This is a genomic window from Thermococcus fumicolans (genome assembly GCF_055386755.1).
Map to the genome: position 1 here is coordinate 978,692 of NZ_AP042424.1, position 18,217 is coordinate 996,908.

The 18,217-nt window shown below is 55.5% G+C and carries 20 protein-coding genes and 1 tRNA gene; 5 read left to right on the plus strand and 16 right to left on the minus strand.

Translation table 11 applies throughout. The features are described 5' to 3' along the window. Positions 1–12: 12 nt before the first annotated feature. Positions 13–258 carry a DUF504 domain-containing protein gene (locus ACZ5AM_RS05400; protein ID WP_464915824.1) on the minus strand — a complete coding sequence of 82 codons (246 nt, stop codon included), beginning with the start codon at positions 256–258 and terminating at the stop codon, positions 13–15. Further along, positions 258–977: an MBL fold metallo-hydrolase gene (locus ACZ5AM_RS05405; protein ID WP_464915825.1), complete on the minus strand. Its 720-nt coding sequence runs from the start codon at positions 975–977 to the stop codon at positions 258–260. The genes ACZ5AM_RS05400 and ACZ5AM_RS05405 overlap by 1 nt, the downstream gene beginning before the upstream one ends. Before the next feature lie 384 nt (positions 978–1,361). On the opposite strand from ACZ5AM_RS05405, the gene ACZ5AM_RS05410 reads away from it, so the two are divergent. Further along, positions 1,362–1,724, plus strand: a complete 363-nt coding sequence (locus ACZ5AM_RS05410; protein ID WP_464915826.1) for a hypothetical protein — start codon at positions 1,362–1,364, stop codon at positions 1,722–1,724. A 378-nt stretch (positions 1,725–2,102) separates the two neighbouring features. Here the strand turns inward: ACZ5AM_RS05410 and ACZ5AM_RS05415 are convergent, their stop codons facing one another. The 7 genes from ACZ5AM_RS05415 to ACZ5AM_RS05445 form a co-directional block, all read right to left on the minus strand. After that, positions 2,103–3,053 carry a nucleotidyl transferase AbiEii/AbiGii toxin family protein gene (locus tag ACZ5AM_RS05415; protein ID WP_464914050.1) on the minus strand — a complete coding sequence of 317 codons (951 nt, stop codon included), beginning with the start codon at positions 3,051–3,053 and terminating at the stop codon, positions 2,103–2,105. Then, positions 3,040–3,663 (minus strand): type IV toxin-antitoxin system AbiEi family antitoxin domain-containing protein, encoded by a 624-nt coding sequence (locus tag ACZ5AM_RS05420; RefSeq protein WP_464914051.1) that lies wholly within the window; start codon positions 3,661–3,663, stop codon positions 3,040–3,042. Before ACZ5AM_RS05420 ends, ACZ5AM_RS05415 begins: the two co-directional genes overlap by 14 nt. Positions 3,664–3,744: 81 nt before the next feature. Further along, positions 3,745–5,991: an NB-ARC domain-containing protein gene (locus ACZ5AM_RS05425; RefSeq protein WP_464914052.1), complete on the minus strand. Its 2,247-nt coding sequence runs from the start codon at positions 5,989–5,991 to the stop codon at positions 3,745–3,747. Between the two features lie 72 nt (positions 5,992–6,063). Beyond that, positions 6,064–6,213, minus strand: a complete 150-nt coding sequence (locus tag ACZ5AM_RS05430; RefSeq protein ID WP_464914053.1) for a hypothetical protein — start codon at positions 6,211–6,213, stop codon at positions 6,064–6,066. Further along, a complete protein-coding gene (locus tag ACZ5AM_RS05435) occupies positions 6,213–6,839 on the minus strand; it encodes a hypothetical protein (protein WP_464914054.1) in 627 nt (208 codons plus the stop codon). Before ACZ5AM_RS05435 ends, ACZ5AM_RS05430 begins: the two co-directional genes overlap by 1 nt. Positions 6,840–6,842: 3 nt before the next feature. Next, positions 6,843–8,510 (minus strand): transglutaminase-like domain-containing protein, encoded by a 1,668-nt coding sequence (locus ACZ5AM_RS05440; protein ID WP_464914055.1) that lies wholly within the window; start codon positions 8,508–8,510, stop codon positions 6,843–6,845. Between the two features lie 95 nt (positions 8,511–8,605). Then, on the minus strand, positions 8,606–8,983 hold the full coding sequence (locus ACZ5AM_RS05445; protein ID WP_464914056.1) for a 30S ribosomal protein S6e: 378 nt from the start codon (positions 8,981–8,983) through the stop codon (positions 8,606–8,608). 157 nt (positions 8,984–9,140) lie between these two features. On the opposite strand from ACZ5AM_RS05445, the gene ACZ5AM_RS05450 reads away from it, so the two are divergent. After that, on the plus strand, positions 9,141–10,109 hold the full coding sequence (locus ACZ5AM_RS05450) for a ribose 1,5-bisphosphate isomerase (protein WP_464914057.1): 969 nt from the start codon (positions 9,141–9,143) through the stop codon (positions 10,107–10,109). A gap of 17 nt (positions 10,110–10,126) precedes the next feature. On the opposite strand, the gene xerA is transcribed toward ACZ5AM_RS05450, so the two are convergent. Next, positions 10,127–10,981: a site-specific tyrosine recombinase/integron integrase gene (gene xerA / locus ACZ5AM_RS05455; protein ID WP_464914058.1), complete on the minus strand. Its 855-nt coding sequence runs from the start codon at positions 10,979–10,981 to the stop codon at positions 10,127–10,129. A gap of 8 nt (positions 10,982–10,989) precedes the next feature. Next, a complete protein-coding gene (locus ACZ5AM_RS05460) occupies positions 10,990–11,892 on the minus strand; it encodes a toprim domain-containing protein (protein ID WP_464914059.1) in 903 nt (300 codons plus the stop codon). 92 nt (positions 11,893–11,984) lie between these two features. Between ACZ5AM_RS05460 and ACZ5AM_RS05465 the strand changes: the two genes are divergently transcribed. Next, a tRNA-Arg gene (locus ACZ5AM_RS05465) sits at positions 11,985–12,062 on the plus strand. Between the two features lie 16 nt (positions 12,063–12,078). Here the strand turns inward: ACZ5AM_RS05465 and ACZ5AM_RS05470 are convergent. Further along, positions 12,079–12,543: a PadR family transcriptional regulator gene (locus tag ACZ5AM_RS05470; RefSeq protein ID WP_464914060.1), complete on the minus strand. Its 465-nt coding sequence runs from the start codon at positions 12,541–12,543 to the stop codon at positions 12,079–12,081. A gap of 43 nt (positions 12,544–12,586) precedes the next feature. Next, positions 12,587–13,000 carry a 4Fe-4S dicluster domain-containing protein gene (locus ACZ5AM_RS05475; RefSeq protein ID WP_464914061.1) on the minus strand — a complete coding sequence of 138 codons (414 nt, stop codon included), beginning with the start codon at positions 12,998–13,000 and terminating at the stop codon, positions 12,587–12,589. Between the two features lie 205 nt (positions 13,001–13,205). Here ACZ5AM_RS05475 and ACZ5AM_RS05480 point away from each other — a divergent pair, with 205 nt between their 5' ends. Then, entirely contained in the window at positions 13,206–13,634 is a 429-nt protein-coding gene (locus ACZ5AM_RS05480; protein WP_464914062.1) for a DUF6849 domain-containing protein, read from the plus strand. After that, positions 13,603–14,316 carry an endonuclease III domain-containing protein gene (locus tag ACZ5AM_RS05485; protein ID WP_464914063.1) on the plus strand — a complete coding sequence of 238 codons (714 nt, stop codon included), beginning with the start codon at positions 13,603–13,605 and terminating at the stop codon, positions 14,314–14,316. Before ACZ5AM_RS05480 ends, ACZ5AM_RS05485 begins: the two co-directional genes overlap by 32 nt. Before the next feature lie 9 nt (positions 14,317–14,325). On the opposite strand, the gene ACZ5AM_RS05490 is transcribed toward ACZ5AM_RS05485, so the two are convergent. The 3 genes from ACZ5AM_RS05490 to ACZ5AM_RS05500 form a co-directional block, all read right to left on the minus strand. After that, the gene (locus ACZ5AM_RS05490; protein ID WP_464914064.1) at positions 14,326–16,149 is read right to left on the minus strand and encodes a hypothetical protein; all 1,824 of its coding nucleotides are present in this window, start codon (positions 16,147–16,149) and stop codon (positions 14,326–14,328) included. Between the two features lie 57 nt (positions 16,150–16,206). Beyond that, complete coding sequence (locus tag ACZ5AM_RS05495) at positions 16,207–17,445, minus strand: hypothetical protein (RefSeq protein WP_464914065.1); 1,239 nt, start codon at positions 17,443–17,445, stop codon at positions 16,207–16,209. 129 nt (positions 17,446–17,574) lie between these two features. After that, a complete protein-coding gene (locus tag ACZ5AM_RS05500; protein WP_464914066.1) occupies positions 17,575–18,216 on the minus strand; it encodes a DUF434 domain-containing protein in 642 nt (213 codons plus the stop codon). Position 18,217 lies beyond the last annotated feature (1 nt).

Genomic DNA, 18,217 nt, shown 5'->3' on the forward strand with positions numbered 1-18,217 from the left:
CGAAATCGAACCTCAGAGCTTCCTCGTCTCCCAGATCACCCTTCCGTCCTTTCTCACGACCCTTAAGATGCGGTGGTAGGGTATCTGGGCTTCTCCAATGAAGAAGTAGCCGTGTCCGAGTTCTATCATATCCACGGGGATCTTCTTGACGTCTCCATACGCACCCCGGTGCTCGATGACAACGTAGTAATCCCTCTCGTCCTCACGCGGATCGTACTTGAGCTTTGCCAGAACCTCCTTCACGGAGCCTTTCCTCATCATAGCCACCCCAGAATCTCTCTAAGGTTCCCCTTCCAGTCGTCTATGTACCTCCCGTGGCCGGGGAGGCCGAAATCAATCTCGAACTCGGAAAGCCGTTCGAGGCTTTCCCTCAGCTCCCGGCCGTTTCCGGTCGGAAGGTCGGTTCTCCCGACGGTACCCCTGAAGAGCGTATCGCCGGTGAACATAACCCTCGTTTCCCTGTCGCCGAGGTAGAGACAGGAGCTCCCGGCAGTGTGACCCGGCGTGTGGATCAGCTCAAGCTCCAACGAGCCGATTCTGAGCTTGTCCCCCTCCTTGAGCTTGATGTCGACCTTCTGGGGCTCAAACTTCCGCCCGTAGGAGTATGCTAGGATAACGTAGTCGTCGCCTCTTTCCAGTGTTTTTGCGGTTATCTCGTGGGCCGCGAAGAGAACTTCGATGCCCTGGCTTTTCAGCCACTCTCCCAGCGGCCGGTTTCCCCCGACGTGGTCGAAGTGCTCATGGGTGTTGAAGATGACGGCTTTCCTCACCCCGTCGAGATAGCCTTCCCGCTCCCAGATTCCGGTGTAGACGTGCCAGTTCACACCGGTGCCGGTGTCGATTATTAGGGCCTCTCTTTTATCCCGAACGAGATAGACGTTGGAGTCCCACGCGATTCCACGGAGCATCACCGTGTGGGGAGGAATCTCAACCGGCACCAGTTCCCGCGGGAACTCCTCTATGGAGCTTATCCTCAAGCTCTCACCTCCAAAAAGGGGGCTCGAGGGGGGACCGCGTCATCATCTCTGGGGAGCAGTCCAGTCAGGAGGGATGAATCTCTTCATCGCCCCGAAAATCTAAAAGCCCCAAACGGGCTTTATTTTCTGAACAAAGCTCTTAGAGCGGAGTGAAATTCATCGTCCACACTCCCCTTTTCATCGCCTCAATTCTAATTAGCTCTCTCAAACGGCCTTAAAAAGGTTTTATCCCCTAAAAATTTTCAAACAGGTTAAAATTCATCGCCTCACATAACTCAGTGAATCACAAGAAAAATTAAGTCTCATTACCAAAAAACCATCCCTAAAAAATTCTACACTACTTTTTATTCAAAACACTAATGTTACTTGATGAAGTGAGGTCCAATGTCGCGTAGAATAATAGTCTGGTATGAGTATGCGGAGGGCGCAGTAAAACTTGCACTCCAAGAAAATTCACTAACTTTGAACAAGAACGAGCATAAGATGTTAATCCCTGTAAACGCGAAGACGATAATCCAAGGGCTGGATGACAACATTGAGAAAAAGCTCGAAGAATTTTACCTCGAGGGATACGGCGAAATAGTACTAATTGTATCCACACAGGGAGACACGATAGGCTACATGCTCTCAGAGGAAGAACTTGAACAATTAATCCCGAGAATATCAGCGTTACATAGTTTCAAAAAGCCTCTTCAAGATGTTCTATCAGTTACGGAGGATGTGGAGCATCCTCTCCCAGCTTTGTGAGTCTCTCCTTTTTCTTTTTGCCATTTTGAGTTTCCACGAGGCAGCAGAAAGTTTGCAAAAAGGGGCAATACATACGCTTTTTCGAGTTTAGTTCAATCTAAACTCGAAACCCTCTAGGACAGAGTCGTACTAACCACATGGCACCATCTCCAACTCTAAAACAGATACTGAAACAATCCTTCACAAACAACGCTAACCTATGAAAAACCCCTAGTTTTCGCTTGAATTAGCTTGCTTCCTTTTTTGATGTTAAGACCTACATGTTTCTTCTGTTTCGTACCTCTTAGTGGTTTTGGAACCTCTAGCCGCTTTAAGTCCCTTCTTGGGAGTTTAATTAAATGCAGATACTTCAGCTGAAGAGCCCATGTGGTCCTCTTTTTATTTTCTCAGAATTCTACTCAGGTCTATCTCGGAAAGAACCTCCAGAAAATTATTCATGAACTCCTGAAACTCGGACTCAGGAGGTCTTGTGAGAACCAATTCAAGCTCGTTTTCCACAAGCTCGGGTGTAACATTGAACCTGCCATTCCGAATTGATTCCAGATTCGCCCGCAGATTTTCGCTGGTCCTTTCAGGACTGAACCTCATGCTGAACCGTATCTTCTCAACGGCCTCATCTATAACGTCCGAGTAGTCATAACCGGCCTTGTAAAGCATAAAAACGTCGTAGAAATCCCTCAGTTTCTGAACTCTCCGCGTTAAAATAGCCCTAATCTTCTCGGCCAGAATTTCCTCAGGAGAATACGCCGTGACTGGAAGCGTTGAGTACCTCCCAAGCTCCTCGAAGAAGTATGCCCTCTCTTCATTCTCAAGCTTAACCCCTTCAAGAAGCGTTCTAGCTTGCACTCTCCTTTCTCCGAACAGTACTGGCTCGAAAAAGTTAACCTCAATCTTCACAACTTCACCCGTTGGCATAAACAGATGGAAAAATACTATCTTCCTGTTCTCGTTCCCCTCAAAGTGGACGAAGTTTCGATCGTAGGATTCTCCTTCAAAAGGCCTGAAGTCCAGGCCAAGCTCTTCGGCCGTGTAACCGAGCTTTTCCGAGAGCCATCTCACCTCAGAGCTTATCAACTTCCTCCTCTCCGAGCGGGAGAGCTTGCCCCGTAGTGGAAACGTGAAGTCGAGGTCAACGCTGAAGCGGTAATAGCCCAGATAGCATTTAACCAGACATGTTCCGCCCTTGAAAAAGTACCGCTCACGGAACCTCTCTTCCTCGTAGAGTCCCCACAGGATTGCGTGCAGGAGGATGTCTCTTCTCACGAGCAGCGGTTTTTTGATGCCGGTCTTCCGGATTATGAAGCCCGTGAACTCATCACCTGGAAACAATGGCCTCAACCTCCCTTTGAACTGACTTTGGATAGGCCTTAGAGTATTCCACCAGTTTTTCTTTTCTGGCCTTTGCAATGTATTCCCTTACGACTGCATCTGCATTAAGGCGTTTGTTGTACCGTCTTAGATAAATGAAGTCCAGCAGGGTTTTTTCCAAGTCTGAATACCGGATTCCTCCACGTTTAACCACTCCAAAGCCTATCAGGGGTTCCTTCAGCTTGACGAACTGAACTTTCTCACCGAGAATTTCAACCGGTTTTGGTCTGGTTATCACTGGCGTTACCAGAAAAATCCGGGAGTAGTACTCGTAGGTTGCTCCGTTCAACCTCAGAGCCGTGTACAGGCCGAAGTACCACTTCAGCTTTAACTTGTTCATGGCCTTTGCGATTAGAGCCATTGGATCCGGGGTCTTCCCAAACTTGTATTCCTCCAGTGTTTTTACATAATAAACCCCGCGCAGGATTCTAACGAGGTAACCCCGGCTTATGTAGTAGTTTACAATGTACTCAGAGCTCTCTCCAAATCTTTTGCAGATTTCCTCCAGCTCCTTCCGGGTAATTACTTTTCCTCCATATCTCGAAAGAATGAACCGGGTTATGAGCTTCATGGCTAATGTTATCAATCAACCCTTAAAAAAGTTAATGGTTAATCGATAATAAGAAAAGCTGTTAACTTGAAACTCCTAGTCTCAACTTCTTCTCGGCCCGGCTTTCCCCAGTTCCTCAAGAACAGCCTCGTAGAGCCATTCGTTCTCCCTGAGGTGCTCCCTCGCGGCCTCGAAGTACTCGCTCCCGTCCTCTCCCCTAAGCTCCCTTATCGTCCCCAGGAAGATGTAGCCCGACCAGCCTAGAGGGTAGCCGGTTGAGTGGGCCATCCTGATGAGCTCCTTAGCGTCCTCCTCCGCTTCATCGAGCCTCCCAAGGGCGATGAGGGACACGCAGCGGTAGGCTATGGAGTCAACGGCCCGCCTGTAGTTCCTTATCCTCCTGAAGTAGTCCACGGCCCTGGTGGCGTTTTCAACGGCCTCTTCGTACCTCCCCATGCCGTAGTAGGCCTTCGCCAGCTCCATGTAGGCCGTGTGCTCCAGAAATCTTATCCCGTAAGCCCTCGCGAGCTCAAGCGCCTGGGTGTAGTACTCGGCCGCCCTTTCCCTCTCCTCCATCTCTGAGTATATGTCGCCTATGTGGAGGAGAACCAGCGGTTCTTCCTCTATCTCCCCCAGCCCCTTGACGATCTCAAGCTCTCGGAGAGCGCTGTCGAGGGCCCCCTCCAAGTTGTCCCTGTAGAACTCGTATTTCGTCCTCTCGATGTGGTATGAGAGCCAGGTGTACTGGTCGTTAAGCTCCTCTGCGATAACCCTCAAAGCTTTCAGCCTCTCCCCGGCGCACTCCATATCACCCATCTCGATGCACACGTCAACCAGGAGGCTCTCGACCTCACCCTTTAAGAACCCCTCCAGTTCGGGCTCCGCCTCCAGCCACAGCCCTTTGGCCTTCTCAAAGAGTCCCCTCTGGAAGTGTACCATGCCCATCTCAAGCTTCACCGCAGGCTCGTCGGGGAGTAGCGAGAGGATCCTCAGGTAGGCCTTTGGGAAGTCCGTGACGACCGCCCTCAGCTTCTTCGCCCTGAGTTCCACCAGCTTCCGGATCCTCTCGCGGTCCCCTGAGGCGATGGCGTACTTCATGGCCTTGAGGAAGTCGGTGGGGGACATCTTCCCGGCCAGGTAGTCCGAGTAGGCCCTATAGTAAGTCCTTTCATCCACGCCCGCGACGTCCCTCACGAAGCCCCTCAGCAGTTCGTGGATCGAGTACTCGTCGCCCTTCCTCTCCACGAGGCCGCGCCTGAGGAGGGTGTAGAGTACGGAAAACGCGTTTTTCTTGCCGTAAAGTGATTTGAGGGCCTCGTACTCCAGGGGCTCGTCGAAGAGGGCCAGGATGGAGAGCATCTTTCGCTCGTCTTCGCCCAGCTCCCTGTAAACCTCCCCGAAGAGGAAGTCGAAGAGGTTCTCACTTTTCCTCTCCCTGACCCTGCTCTCTATTAGAAGGTTCAACGCCAGGGGGTGGCCGAGGGTTAGCTCGTAAATGCCAGCGAACTCCTCTGGGCTAATCTCCCTCCCCTTGAGCTTCGCTAGCTCGTATGCCTCCTCCGGTTTCAGCCCCTCGAGCTGAAGGTACGTAACCCCTTCCACGCCCAGGTTTGGCTTTACCCTCGTGGTCACGACCACCCTGCCCCTCTCCAGCCTCCCCGCCATGTAGGAGAGCGCCCTGTAGACCCTCTCATCGCCGCACTTGTGGAGATCATCTAGCACCACGGTGATCCCGGTCTCTTCGAGCCCCCTCCTGACGAGCTCGAAAACGTCCGCCTCCTCCCTTCCCCCGCCCCTGAGGTACTCAGTCAGGTCGGTCCATCCGAGGGAGTTGAAGAACAGGCCGATCTGCCTGGCGAGGTAGTAAAAGTCCTCGAGGCCTGTGAAAGAGTACCAGTAGGCCGATGGAAACGCCTTAGCCGCCAGCGAGGTTTTCCCTATGCCGGCCATCCCGTATACCACCACGACCCCCCTGGAACTCCGGAGAAGGTTGAGTTCAGAATCCCTCCCCACGAAGTTCTCTATCCCGGGGGCCTTTTTGAGCTCCAGAAGAACCTCGCCGGATTCCTCCGCTCCCACCTGGACCCTGATCTCGCCGGGCTTTAGCTTCAGCTTTATCTCGTCGGCCCTGAGGGAGTAGACCTTAACGTTCTTGTCCCCGACTCGAACCCAGCGGCCCTCCACGATCCCGAGCCTTTCGAGGTTCCTTAGCCTCCGAGAAACGTCGGTCTCGTCCTTCTGGAGCACCCTGGCCAGCTCCCTTGGGTGAAAAGATCCCGATCTAAGCAGGGCCAGTATCTGAAGGTTGGTCTCATTCGAGAGGGCCTTCAGCAGGGGGTGGACTTTCATGGTTGGTTTTTCGTCGTGGAACTATTTATACCTGTCCGACCAGGGACTGCAAAAAGGGAAGAAGAATGAAACTCACCGTCCCCTTCCTTTCTCAAGCGCCCCACGTATCTGGCTCATCAGGTAGGTCTCCTCAGCCCTCAGCACCTTGATCACGGTTTCCCTGTCTATCCCTGTGTTTCTGGCAATGTAGTCGATGAGTTCCTGCCTGAGCTCCCGTATCATCACCCTCCCCTCTTCAGGGGGACGTTCAGCAGGATCAGGCCTATAACCGAAGCCCCGGCGAGGAGGAGGTATATGATGCCCCCGTTGCCCCCTCCGCTCGGGAGCTCGTACTTTATCACCCCGTTCTCGACCCTGATGTTCCGGGCTTTCTTGGGGAGGACGACGGTGACGGTCTCTATAAGCCGCCCCTGGCCGCTGAAGATGGGCTGTACTGCAGTTAAGACCAGCGTGTTCCCGTTGGTGCTCGACAGGGTCACGTCCTTTTCCCCGAGGTCGAGCTCCCAGTAGGAGCCCCTGTAGACGGCCGCTCCAAGCATGGTGTAGGTCGCCTTTATCACGTTGTTGGAGTCGTCCCACTCTATCTTCATCCCGTTGTACTGCACGTCACTCCTCTTGTTCTCGAACTCCCTCTTCAGCATGTAGGTCGTCGGGTAGGCCTGCTTCATCTGGAGGTAGAGGTTGGGCGTGAACTTCCAGAGCTCTGTAACGCGCGCGTTGCCGACGTCATCGACCGTGACCTTCATGGTGCCGTCTATCTTGTACTCCTCGATCTTTATCTCCTGGGCTAAGGCTAGGGGCGAGACGAGGAGTCCAAACAGCAGCAGGACAAGTAGGATCCTCCTCATCGTTCATCCCCCCAGTCTGAAGGTGCTCACTATTGTTTCGCCTATCCGGTTGTAGTCCGCGTTGTTCTTGGGGAAGTCGTAGATGACCGCGTAGCCCATTCCGCCGGCCGTAAAGTACCTGGCAACGGCGGCGTAGTCCATTCCCTCGACGGAGAGGGAGTAGAGGATAACGTAGACGGTCATTCCCGCTATGCTGCCCTGGGTCTCCTGTCTGGCGTTCACCTGTACCTCGCCGTTGGCCAGACTGCCCTCGAAGGCGTTGACCATGTCCTCCACGCTGGCCCCCTGCTGGTAGAGGACCATGAACTCGAACTGCCCGTCGGGGCTGACCATGTAAACGTAGCCCCCGTAGTCCTCGGGGGCGTCCCACCCAGCGGGATACTGGAACGAGAAGTAGTTTCCGTTGTAGGTGTTCCACTGCCCTTGGTTTCCACCGTTTCCGCCGTTGTTGCCCCCGTTACCGTTTCCACCGTTGCCTCCTCCGTTGTTCCCTCCGTTGTTGGCGTTACCACCACCGTTGTTGCCACCCGCGTTTCCTCCGTTATTCCCGCCAGCGTTTCCTCCCGCTCCCTGCAGGCTTATCCCCCACCTGCTCAGTACGTCGGCTGGGAGCTCCGGGAGCTCCGGTGGGACTATGCCCTTGCTGTGGAGCTCTGCGATGTTTATTATTATGTGGGGGCCGCTCATGGCCTTCTGCCACGTGTTGGCCCCTGCCTGAACAGCCTCTCTGAACGAAACGCCGTCGTTTATCCTCGTTGCCTCAACTGGGATTATCGTTCCGCTCGGGAGCTCGATGAGCGGGAAGGCGTGCCCAGGCATGAGGACTATGTATGCCTTCAGCCCCTGGGACATTGCCAGGGCGGCAAACCAGGCAGCTAAGTCTATGCACGTCCCGCTCTTGTCCCTGATGACGTCGCGTGGGTACATAATGTGCTCGGTGAACTTCCCGGTCCAGTAGTCCGATGCCTCAGTCTTGTAGGAGAAGCCGTTCCTCACAGCCAACTCCCATATCCCGCTGAGGCTCTTCATGGCCTCCTCGTCGCTTAGACGGGCCCCGGCTCCACCCGCGAGCTTGTTGCCCATGTCCGCGAACTCCCTAACCACCGGGTCGCTTGGGGTAACCCAGGCAGCCAGAAACGGGATGTTGCTGAAGGTGTCGTAGAAGCTCCCCGTGCTCTCCTCAGGGCTGAGCGATGAGAACACGAAGTCGTTGACGCCCAGTATCTTTATCGGCTTTGTAGTCGTCTCCTCGTAGGTCTTTCCGCCGGACTCGTAGCTTATCTTTATCCTCAGGTTTGAAGGAGTCGCCGAGCTCAGCTTTGTGACCTCGCTCGATATTATGGGGTAGTACAGATCGACGACCGTGCCGTTGGGAGGGATCATCGGGTACTCCTTTGATGTCTCCGAGGCGTAGTTGTCTATCGAATAGCTTACCCTCACGCGCTCCAGTGGTCCGTTCCCGGAGTTGTGGATGACCACCTTCGCCACCCAGAAGCCCAGCTCTGGGTTCCCGTAGACCTTGTAGATGCCGGACATTATCTCCTCCTTTGCGTAGACGGTGTACTCCAGCTTGCCCTTTCCTCCCCCGCCTCCTAAGGCCCCGGCGTAGCCCAGCAGGGAGAGGGCCAGTAGCAGGATCAAAACCCCCGAACCTACAACCTTGGGGTTCATAGACTCACCTCGATCTAGAATAGGGCCTCCCAATACTTACGGGGTGGGTTTGAAGAAAAGGTTCAAACCCAGAGGGTGAAGAATAGGGAAAGTCCTCAGAAGACGAGGACCGCGTTGATCTGGACGATGTCGGAGCTTATGGTGTTGCCCCTGACGGTCTTCTTCCTCCTCTCGCCCTTCTCCTTGGGCCTGAAGCCAGGCCCGCGTGAGAGGAGGATCTTGACCCTTCTCGGGCCGTGGACGTCCGGCCTCATCGGGAAGCCGTCCTTATCGGTTCCGCCCTTGATCTTGAGCCTGGCGTTCTCGGGTATCTCCTCGCCGAAGATCTCCGTGAGGTTTATCCCGAGCTCGCTTACGGGTATCTCGTCGCCTATGCGCTTTCCTATGAGCTTTTCAGCGGCTTCTCCGCTGACCTCGATCTGCTTGGCTATGCCGTTCTTCGGGTTTGAGATCACAACCTTGAAAGTAGCCATTTCCTCCCACCTCCATTCATCAGCGGGATTCATTGGGCCCAGCCCTTTCCCGGGTGATGTTGAGGGCTCGGTTTAAAAAACTTCCTCCCACAAACGATATAAACCCCAGCCCCTAACCCTCTAATTACCATTGACCTCACGACCGGGAGGTGTTGGCATGACGGTGGTCAGGGAAGTGCTTGAGATAGCCGAGAAGATTAGGGACATGGAGATCCGCGGCGCCGGAAAGATAGCGCGCTCCGCCGCCGAGGCCCTCCGGATCCAGGCCGAGAAGAGCAAGGCGAAGGAGGTTGACGAGTTCTGGGGCGAGATGAAACAGGCCTCGAAGATACTCTACGAGACCAGGCCTACGGCAGTCTCGCTCCCAAACGCGCTCCGTTACGTTATGCACCGCGGGAAGATAGCCTATTCAAGCGGTGCCGATCTGGAACAGCTCCGCTACGTTATAATAACGGCCGCCAAGGAGTTCATCCACAACTCCGAGAAGGCGGTCGAGAGGATAGGCGAGATAGGGGCCAAGAGGATAGAGGACGGCGACGTCATAATGACCCACTGCCACAGCAAGGCAGCGTTGAGCGTCATGAAGAAGGCCTGGGACCAGGGCAAGGACATAAAGGTCATAGTCACTGAAACCAGGCCCAAGTGGCAGGGCAAGATAACCGCGAGGGAGCTAGCTGACTACGGCATCCCGGTCATCTACGTCGTTGACTCAGCGGCCAGACACTACATGAAGATGACCGACAAGGTTGTCATGGGGGCCGACAGCATCACGGCCAACGGCGCGGTCATAAACAAGATAGGAACTGCTTTGATAGCTCTGACCGCCAAGGAGCACAGGGTTTGGACGATGATTGCGGCGGAAACCTACAAGTTCCATCCCGAGACGATGCTCGGCCAGCTCGTCGAGATAGAGATGCGCGATCCAACGGAGGTCATCCCGGAGGAGGAGCTTAGGGAGTGGCCGGAGAACATAACGGTCTGGAACCCGGCGTTCGACGTTACCCCACCGGAGTACGTCGACGTCATAATAACCGAGCGCGGCATAATCCCTCCCTACGCGGCCATAGACATCCTCAGGGAGGAGTTCGGTTGGGCCCTCAAGTACAGGGAGCCCTGGGAGGACTGAGTTTCTTTCTGCTTTTGCTATTCTTCCTGGAGGGATTCGAGGAGCCTCGCCTTCTCCTGGGCTTTCCTGAGATGCTCCACGGTAACCTTGGTGTAGATCTGGGTCGTCGAGAGGTTCGAGTGGCCGAGGAGCTCCTGAATGGCCCTTATGTCCACGCCGCTCTCGAGCATGTGGGTGGCGAAGCTGTGGCGGAGCATGTGGGGCGTGACCTTGACCCCCGCCTTCTCACCGTAGCGCCTCAGGAGGTACCAGACGGTCTTCGGCGAGAGCCTGTTCTTCTTTCCCCTCCTGGCCTCGACTATCAGGTACTCGCTCTCGTCCGTCCTGGTGGAAAGATAGGCTTTTATCTCGTCAAGAAGGGGCTGGGAAACCGGAACAACCCTGTCCTTAGCCCCCTTTCCGCCCCTGACGACTATAAAGCCCCTCTCGAAGTCAACGTCCTTCTTCCTGAGGTTGCAGACCTCGCTTACCCTCAAACCTGCCCCGTAGAGGAGGAGAAAGATCACCCGGTCCCTCTTCCTCGTTGGGGGGATAGCCGAGAGGATTCTCCTGACTTCCTCCCTGCTGAGGGCCTTGGGCAGGCTCCTTGGGACTTTGGGGGGCTTCAGCCTCTCTGCCTCTTCCTCTGCCCCCTCAAAGCGGAAGTAGGAGCGCAGGGCCTGCACAACCAGGTTTAAGCTTCTGTTCGAGTAGCCCTCTCGCCTGAGCCTCGCCAGAAAACGGAGGGCGGAGCGAGCTTTTAAGTCCCCGCCCCACTCCAAATAGCGCCTCACGTAGTAGGAGTACATCCTAACCGTGTGCCCGCTCTTTCCCTCGAGGTCGAGGTAGGTGGCGAACTCCTCGACTATTCCTTCGATCTCTTCGTCAGGCATAGGCTAGCTCAGCCCTCTCCGCCGACGCTCGAGAGGAGCCTCCTTATCTCGTCTTCCTCCTCAATCTCCTCTTTGGGTGGCTCCTCACGGACTTCTGGCATCGCTTCCTCTTCCTCACCTTTCTCCTCTTCCCTTCCCCTGGCGAGCTTCTCTGATATCGCGATGCCCAGGTAAACCGTCTTGAGGAGCTCGTTGACGGCCTCTTCCTCCTCGGCGTAGATGAAGCCCTGGCCCACCACTATCTTCCCGTTGAGGCCGAGCTTTTCAACGGCCATGGCAATGTACTCCTCCGGCGGAACCGGTTCGGCCGGGAAGAGGGCCTTCCAGGCTTCTTCTATCTTTACCGGCTTAGTTTTCTTCTCAAGGAGCGCCTGGAGGCTCTCGTTCTCCTGCTTTATCCTGAGGTACTCGTTCCTCAGCTCCTCGTACTTCTTCCTGAGCTCCTCGTAGTCCCTCTCGAGGGCCTCGTACTGGCTGGCTAGGTTGTCGTAGCTCCCCTTGACGTCCAGGAGCTCTTTCCTGAGCTCCATGTACTCCGGGAGAACCTGGAGGCTCTTGAGGCCTGCCCTCACGAGGGTGTTCTTGAGCTCCTTCCTGACCAGCTCAACGTCCACGTGCTCCAGATCGTGCCCGAGGGGGAGCTTCATCCTCTCTATGTGTCCAACCATCTGGCCGAGCTCGTTGAAGAGCCTCTCGGCTAGATCCCTGCCGACCCTGTCCGCGTCCGTCGCTATGATGAGGAGATCGGCCCCTGCGGCCGCGCTCTTGGCTATCTCAACGTTGGTCGTAGGGATTATCGAGGAGACCGTTATGTTGTACTCGCTCCCGAGGGCCAGGCCCTGGAGGGCCTTGCTCACCACTTCAACGTCGCTCGCCCCCTCCACTAGGATCCTGACATCTACTATCGCCATCGAGTTCACCTCCATCGAATTTACACGCCTGTCTTAAAAACTTAGCCGCGGGTTAGATTTTTAAACGCCCGGCCGTTACTATCCAGGGGCTTGGGCCGGTGGCTTAGCCTGGATAGAGCGTCGGCCTCCGGAGCCGAAGGTCGCGGGTTCAAATCCCGCCCGGCCCGCCAGAATTTCTGTCGTGCCTCACGGCCCCTCGACTTCACCCAAGAGTATCAGCCTGACCCGTTTTATGAACTCCGAAAACTCCTTGGCTAGGGCTCTCTTTTGCTCGTTAGTGAGGTCGTCTAGGGAGTTGAAGACCTCCTTCAGAACTATTCCCAGCTCCCTGCCCCCCAGCCTCGCGAACTCCCTGAACCTCTCCGCGAGTTCCTCTATCTCCCTCAGCTCATCCTCGTGCTCCCGCAGGTATTGGGCTCCCTTTTCCGTGGCCCTGTAGAGCCTCTTCTCCCTTTTGCCCTTTCCGACGGTCTCTATAAGCCCTGCCCTTTTCAGGGACGCCAGTATTGGGTAGACCGTCCCGGGGCTGGGATGAGGGATCCCGTAGGTCTTCTCGAGCTCGGCCATTACTCCGTACCCGTGCATCGGCTTTTCGGTGAGCATCTTGAGTATCAGGAGCTTGAGGTGCCCCTTGAAGCTGGGCCTCTCCATGATATCACCGATATGTCGTTCGATATGTGAGGTTATAAACTTTTCAGTTGTTCTTTTTGAACCTCTCTCTGTGTTCTTTCCTGAAAACGAACTTGATCCCGTATTTTTTCTTAAAGGGGAGCCGGAGGGTATTGTAAAGCAGAACGAAAGTCGGGTGCTTAACAGGTCTTTCAACAGGTCTCAGCGCTCCCGTAGGACAGGCATGAACGCAGATGTAGCACTTTCTGCAGTTCTCGGGGCTGATCATAAATGGCCTGAGCCTGACTTTGTATCTGAATCCGAAGAGGCTCACCTTCATGGGAACCACTTCCCAGATTTTGTCCCCGAAAGGACATACCAGGATACATTCTTCCCCTCCACCGCATATCGGGTAGTGTATGACGAGGGGCGCGGTTCCCTTCATCTTGTCATAGTACTGCCTCCAGTCGGGTACGGTCTCCGGTTTAATGCCCCCCATGTGGCTACCCCCACTTGTTCATTTTTCGATATGTTTTATATCAACATATCGGAAGATATGTTAGTTAAAAGCTTTTTGGTTATTCTCTGAGGGTTGTGCGCGGATCATGGCTCCAAGAACGTGTGTCTCTGCTTTCCCATATCGAGGAAGCTGTTCTGGGTAAACCTTTTTTACGTTGGGGTTTTCATCTTTCCGTGGTGATGGTATGAGGCTCGTTCTAAAGCCGCTATTCGAGGCCGAACTGCCGGGAGGCTTCGAGGAGATACTCCGCTCGAAGCTGAGTGGAAAAGTGGTGGAAACGGGCGAGACCGTTGAGGTGGACCTCCTCGGAAAGCCCTTGGCCTTTAAGGTTCTCCTGGCTGAGCCATCACCTTTGAAGGTCGGGAAGAACACCCGGATCGAATTTTCCCGGGGTGACGTGTCGGAGGTGACGCTGGAGTTCGGGAAAGAGGTTGAAGATGCTGTTCCCTTCCAAGGGGGGCTCGTTTTGGTTTTCGAGGATGAGGTCCGAATATTGAACCCAAGCGGGCAAAAGATTTATAGCAAGGAGTTCGAGAACCTGAAGAAGGTTAGGGTTGTCGAAGGGAAGGTGGTGGTAGTCCATGGTAGCAAAGTCACGATCATTGAGCCTTGAGGGCTTCACCTTTGAAGAGAGCTGGGAGGAAAAGAAAAAAAGGGCTGAGAAAATCGTTGAGACCCTCATGAAGGCCTATCCGAGGGAAGAGCTCCTCATTGGGGATCCCTACAGGACGCTCGTCCACTGCATAATCTCCCAGCGGATGCGCGATGAGGTCACCTACCGCGTCTGGGAGGAGCTCTTCAATCGCTACAAGGACATCGAGACGATAGCCGCAACGCCGGTCGAGGAGATGAGGGAGTTTCTGCGAGAGCGGGGAGTCGGCCTCTGGAAGACTAAGGGCGAGTGGATCGTCAAGGCCTCCCGGATAATCCTCGAGAAGTACGGAGGAAAAGTGCCCGATGACGTAAGGGAACTGATGTCCCTCCCGGGTATCGGGAGGAAGTGCGCCAACATAGTTTTAGCGTACGGCTTTGGAAAGCAGGCGATCCCGGTTGACACGCACGTCAACAGGATAAGCAAGAGGCTTGGTTTGGCACCTCCCAGGGTTGCCCCCGAGAAGGTCGAGGAGTACCTTACTGAGCTTATCCCAAAGGAGAAGTGGATCTACGTCAACCACGCGATGGTAGATCACGGGAGGAGCGTCTGCAAACCGATAAGGCCGAAGTGCGGCGAGTGCCCCCTCAAAGAGCTCTGCCCGTACGCCCGGGGACTCGTGGGCGATGGAGACATAAAATAAAGGAAAAGCTCATCGGCTTTCCAGCTTTACGTCTACCAGCCTAACGTTGAGGTACGCTCCCCCCGCGAACTCCGAAAACGATGCCGTTACCTCGACTGGGAACGGCAGCTCTCTCGCAACGAGTGTGTAGCCGTTGGCCTGGCTCCCCATCCACGTCCCGTGCCACGTGACGTTGTAGAGCTGGAGGGTTAGGGGCCCTAGAACCGCGGTGCCGTCCCTCGAAATTGAGTAGCCTCTTCCGGAACCCGTGAGGGACGTCACCTCGACCACGTCCCCGTAGATCCCCCCGCCGAAGCCGTTGAATATGTCCCATATGCCGTCGAGCGGATGGTTGCGTATCTGGGCGCCGCAGTTCATATCGCCGTTGAAGTTGCCCTCCGCGTCGATCTCGTAGCTGCAGCCCGGCCCCTCGATGGTCTTCCTCTCGTAGTTCTCCCCGCTCTCAAAGAGCTGGAAGGCAGAGGGGACCCAGAGAACCCATCCTGTGTACTCGGTGAGGTCGTCGGTGTAGACCTTGAAGATGTAGGTTGAACCGCCGCTGAGGTTGGCAATGGCGTAGAGCTCGTAGCCGTTGCCGGAGTTCTTGTAGCCCTTTGTCAGGGTGTAGCGGAGTTCGTAGCCCGGCAGCTTGTACGTCACGTTGTAGGTTACCTCCCTGACAACGTAGCGCTCTCCGTTTATGGTCAGGGGTTCTGACGCGTCCCAGTAGAGCTTCCAGTTTTCCGAGGACGGAGCGGGCGTTGTTGTGGTCTCGCTCCCCTGGGTGCTCGTCTGCGTGGTGGAAGTCCAGCTCGATTCGGGAGCGTTTATCCCCCTGAACTCCTTCGAGAACTCGATATCTTCGAGCTCGATCTCCACCGAGATTCCGCCGTTGGATCCGTATCCCAGGGACGCTACCGAGCCCTCTACCCTAATCGGAATGGGGAGCTCTGGCGACACCCTTGCTGTCCCGTTCCCCTTTGCCGATCCGAAGGTCCAGCTCCACATCACGTCCGCCACTTTGAAGGTGTGCCCACCGAGCGAGACGGTTCCGTCCGGGGTTATCTTGTAGCTGTAGCTGATGCCCATTCCCCCTTCGCTGTACTCCCCGCCGCGGGAGAAATCCACGTTCCTGATGCTAGACCACATGGGCGAGCCTACCAGGGCCACCCAGAAGGTGATCAGGGGTTCTGCCCCCAGCTCGTTGAAAAGCCCGGGGTTGCCTTCGCTGTACGGTAGCTCTGAGTACTTTCCAACGGCACCGGGGTTTGTCATGAGGTAGTGCTCTCCTCCGTACTCTATCTCCACTCCCAGGGCGGTTCCCTGGGCAAAGGCCATGAGGTTCGGCATCGGGGCCAGGAACCACGAGTCGGTTGAGGGCGAGAAGTCCTTGACCCAGAACCTGTACTCAACGGGGCCCCTCATCTCGGGGTCGTTCACCGGGGTTATCCTGCCCCAGTACTCAAACGCCCTGTACTCGCCCAGATCCTTTTTGTTCCCGCTGGTGTCGGACGCGTAGACGTGTATCGTCCTGTACCCTCTGGCCTTCTCAACGTAGTAGGATCTCCTTTCGCCCGATATCGTCGAGGTTATCCTGTACTTGACGTAGGTTATCCAGTAGTCCTCGCCGTCGATCTTGACCTTCACGGACGAGTTCCAGGGGCTCCAGTACTCCGGCTGGTGTTCCCCGGAAGGGTTAGTCGTTGAATGAGCCGCGGACGATTCGGACGTGCTCGTTGTATGTGTGGAGGTTGGGGTTGACGAACCTCCCCCACCCCCGCCCAGACAGCCGCTCGCCATCGCACCAAACAGTACGATCAAAATCAGAAGGACGGCAGGTTTTGAGTCCCTCATGCTATCACCCACGTGCCTCCGGTGGAGTAAAAAGCCAAGAAAAGATAAAGGGCCAACTCACCCCTTCTCCTCAAGCTTGAGGTCTTCCACCTTTAGGTAGCCGTATATCGTCGTGCTCTTTCCGGTGTTGCTTGGGACGTAGGTCAGGTAACCCTCGGTTTCAATGGGGATGAAGAGGTAGGGCGAGAACTTGCCGCTTCCCTTAATCTCGGTGCCCTCTGCGGAGCCAGTGTACTCCCACTTGAACTTGACGAGCTTGAAGGTTATCCCGGAGAAAGTCACGGTCCCGTCGGGTTCTGAGCTCCATGTGAGGGTGTGTCCCTGTCCATCTGTAATCGTGCCACTGTGGGGCACAAAAACATTGTTAGAGCGGAAGCCATTCCAAACGGCCAGGTTTGTGATAGCGAACCAGCCCAAGTAGAGGTTGTAGAGGTCCTGATTCACGTCACTGAGCAGGTCGCTGTTGCCTTCCACATGCGGGAACAGGCCGTTCTGGAATGCGGCCCCATTCGTCACGGTGAACTTCTCCCCTGCGTACTCGATCTCAAAGCCCACGAAGGCGTTCTCCCCGGTTGCCCCCATCGGGCTCATATAAGCTGCCCACGCTATGTCCCAGGGATAGATGAACGCCTCCCCCACCAGTTTCTTGTACCACACCCTCAGCGTCAGCTTGTCGGTCAGCGCTGCGGCCTTAACCGGCGTGATGACCGTGGTGTACTCGTAGACCTCATGCTCGCCGAGGTCGACGGTGCCGCCCATGAGGTCGGTTCCGTAGACGTGAACCTTGGTTCTTCCGACGCTCTTTTCAACGATGTACTCGTACATGGGGGCGCTCTGGTTGGGCTGGACCTTGTAATGGATCCGGTAGTACGTGACCGTGTAGTTCCGGCCGTCTATCTTTACTGGCGTGTACTCCCAGGGGTTCGTCCAGTAGGCTTCCTCCGCTTGAGTCGTAGTCGTTGTGGTCGTCGTTGGTTGGGACGTTGTAGTGGTCGCAGTCTCGGTGGTCGTGGTTTCCTCCGCGATTGTGGTCGTTGTGGTTGTGCCGCTCGGCTGGCTGGTGGTTGTGGTCGTTCTCGTCTCCCTGGAGGTGGTCGTGCTTACCCCGCTCGTTGTCATCGACCCCTGAGTGCTCGTGGTTTTAGTTACGCTCCCGCTCGTGCTCTGGCTCGATTGGGGCGGTGAGCTCTGGCTTTCAGAGGAGGTGGACGTTGATGAGCCTCCCCCCATGCATCCGCTTCCGATAACTAACCCAAAAAGAAGGAGAACCAACAGCAGGCCTAAGGCTTTCCTCATACATTTCCCCCCAAACCCGCGAGGCGGGCAGTACTTATTTCAACTACGAACCTTTCCTTATTAAGGGTTTCCTAAGCTTTAGTTCAAGCCGTTGCGTTTCGAATGCGGTATAAACGAAAAGAGCCTCGTTCACCTTAATCCAAGGAGCTCCTCGAATTTTGTCACGCTTTCCTTGGCCCCGATGTACCGGGGAAGGTCGAAGACGTGGGGGACCTTCGAGACAACTCCAACATCGGCGGTCGCTACCGTCTTAAAGCCCTTCAGCTCGAAGTCCGGGCTTTTCACGAGGTAAACTTCGCCTTGAACGCCAAATTCCTCAAGGGATTTCTCGGTCAGTGCCTTCACGATCCCACTCTTTGGCACGTTCCTCCCGTAGAAGAAGAGGGCTTTGCCGACCCTGAGCTCCCCGAGTGCCCCCGCGATCCTCCTCAGAAGCCCCTCCGTGCTCTCGCTGAGCCTGTATTTCCCCTGGTACTTAAGGTCTCTGACGAGGTTGTCCTCGCAGAGTATCGCCTTCCCTTCCACGATGGACTCCAGGGTTATGAGGACGTTGAAGCCGTCGATGGTCAGTGTCCTGTCCTCCAACTCACCCGGAGCCAGGAGTTTTCGCCTAACCTCCTCGATCCAGGGGTCTGAAAAAACGCACCTCGCCAGCAGGTGCCTCTCTTCTAGGGTCAGGCGGTAGTGGTTGGCGACGAACTCGAGAGCGTGGGCCTTTCTGTAGCCCCTGTTGAGGAGGTACTTTAGGTCCCGGTAGGCATCAACCAGCATG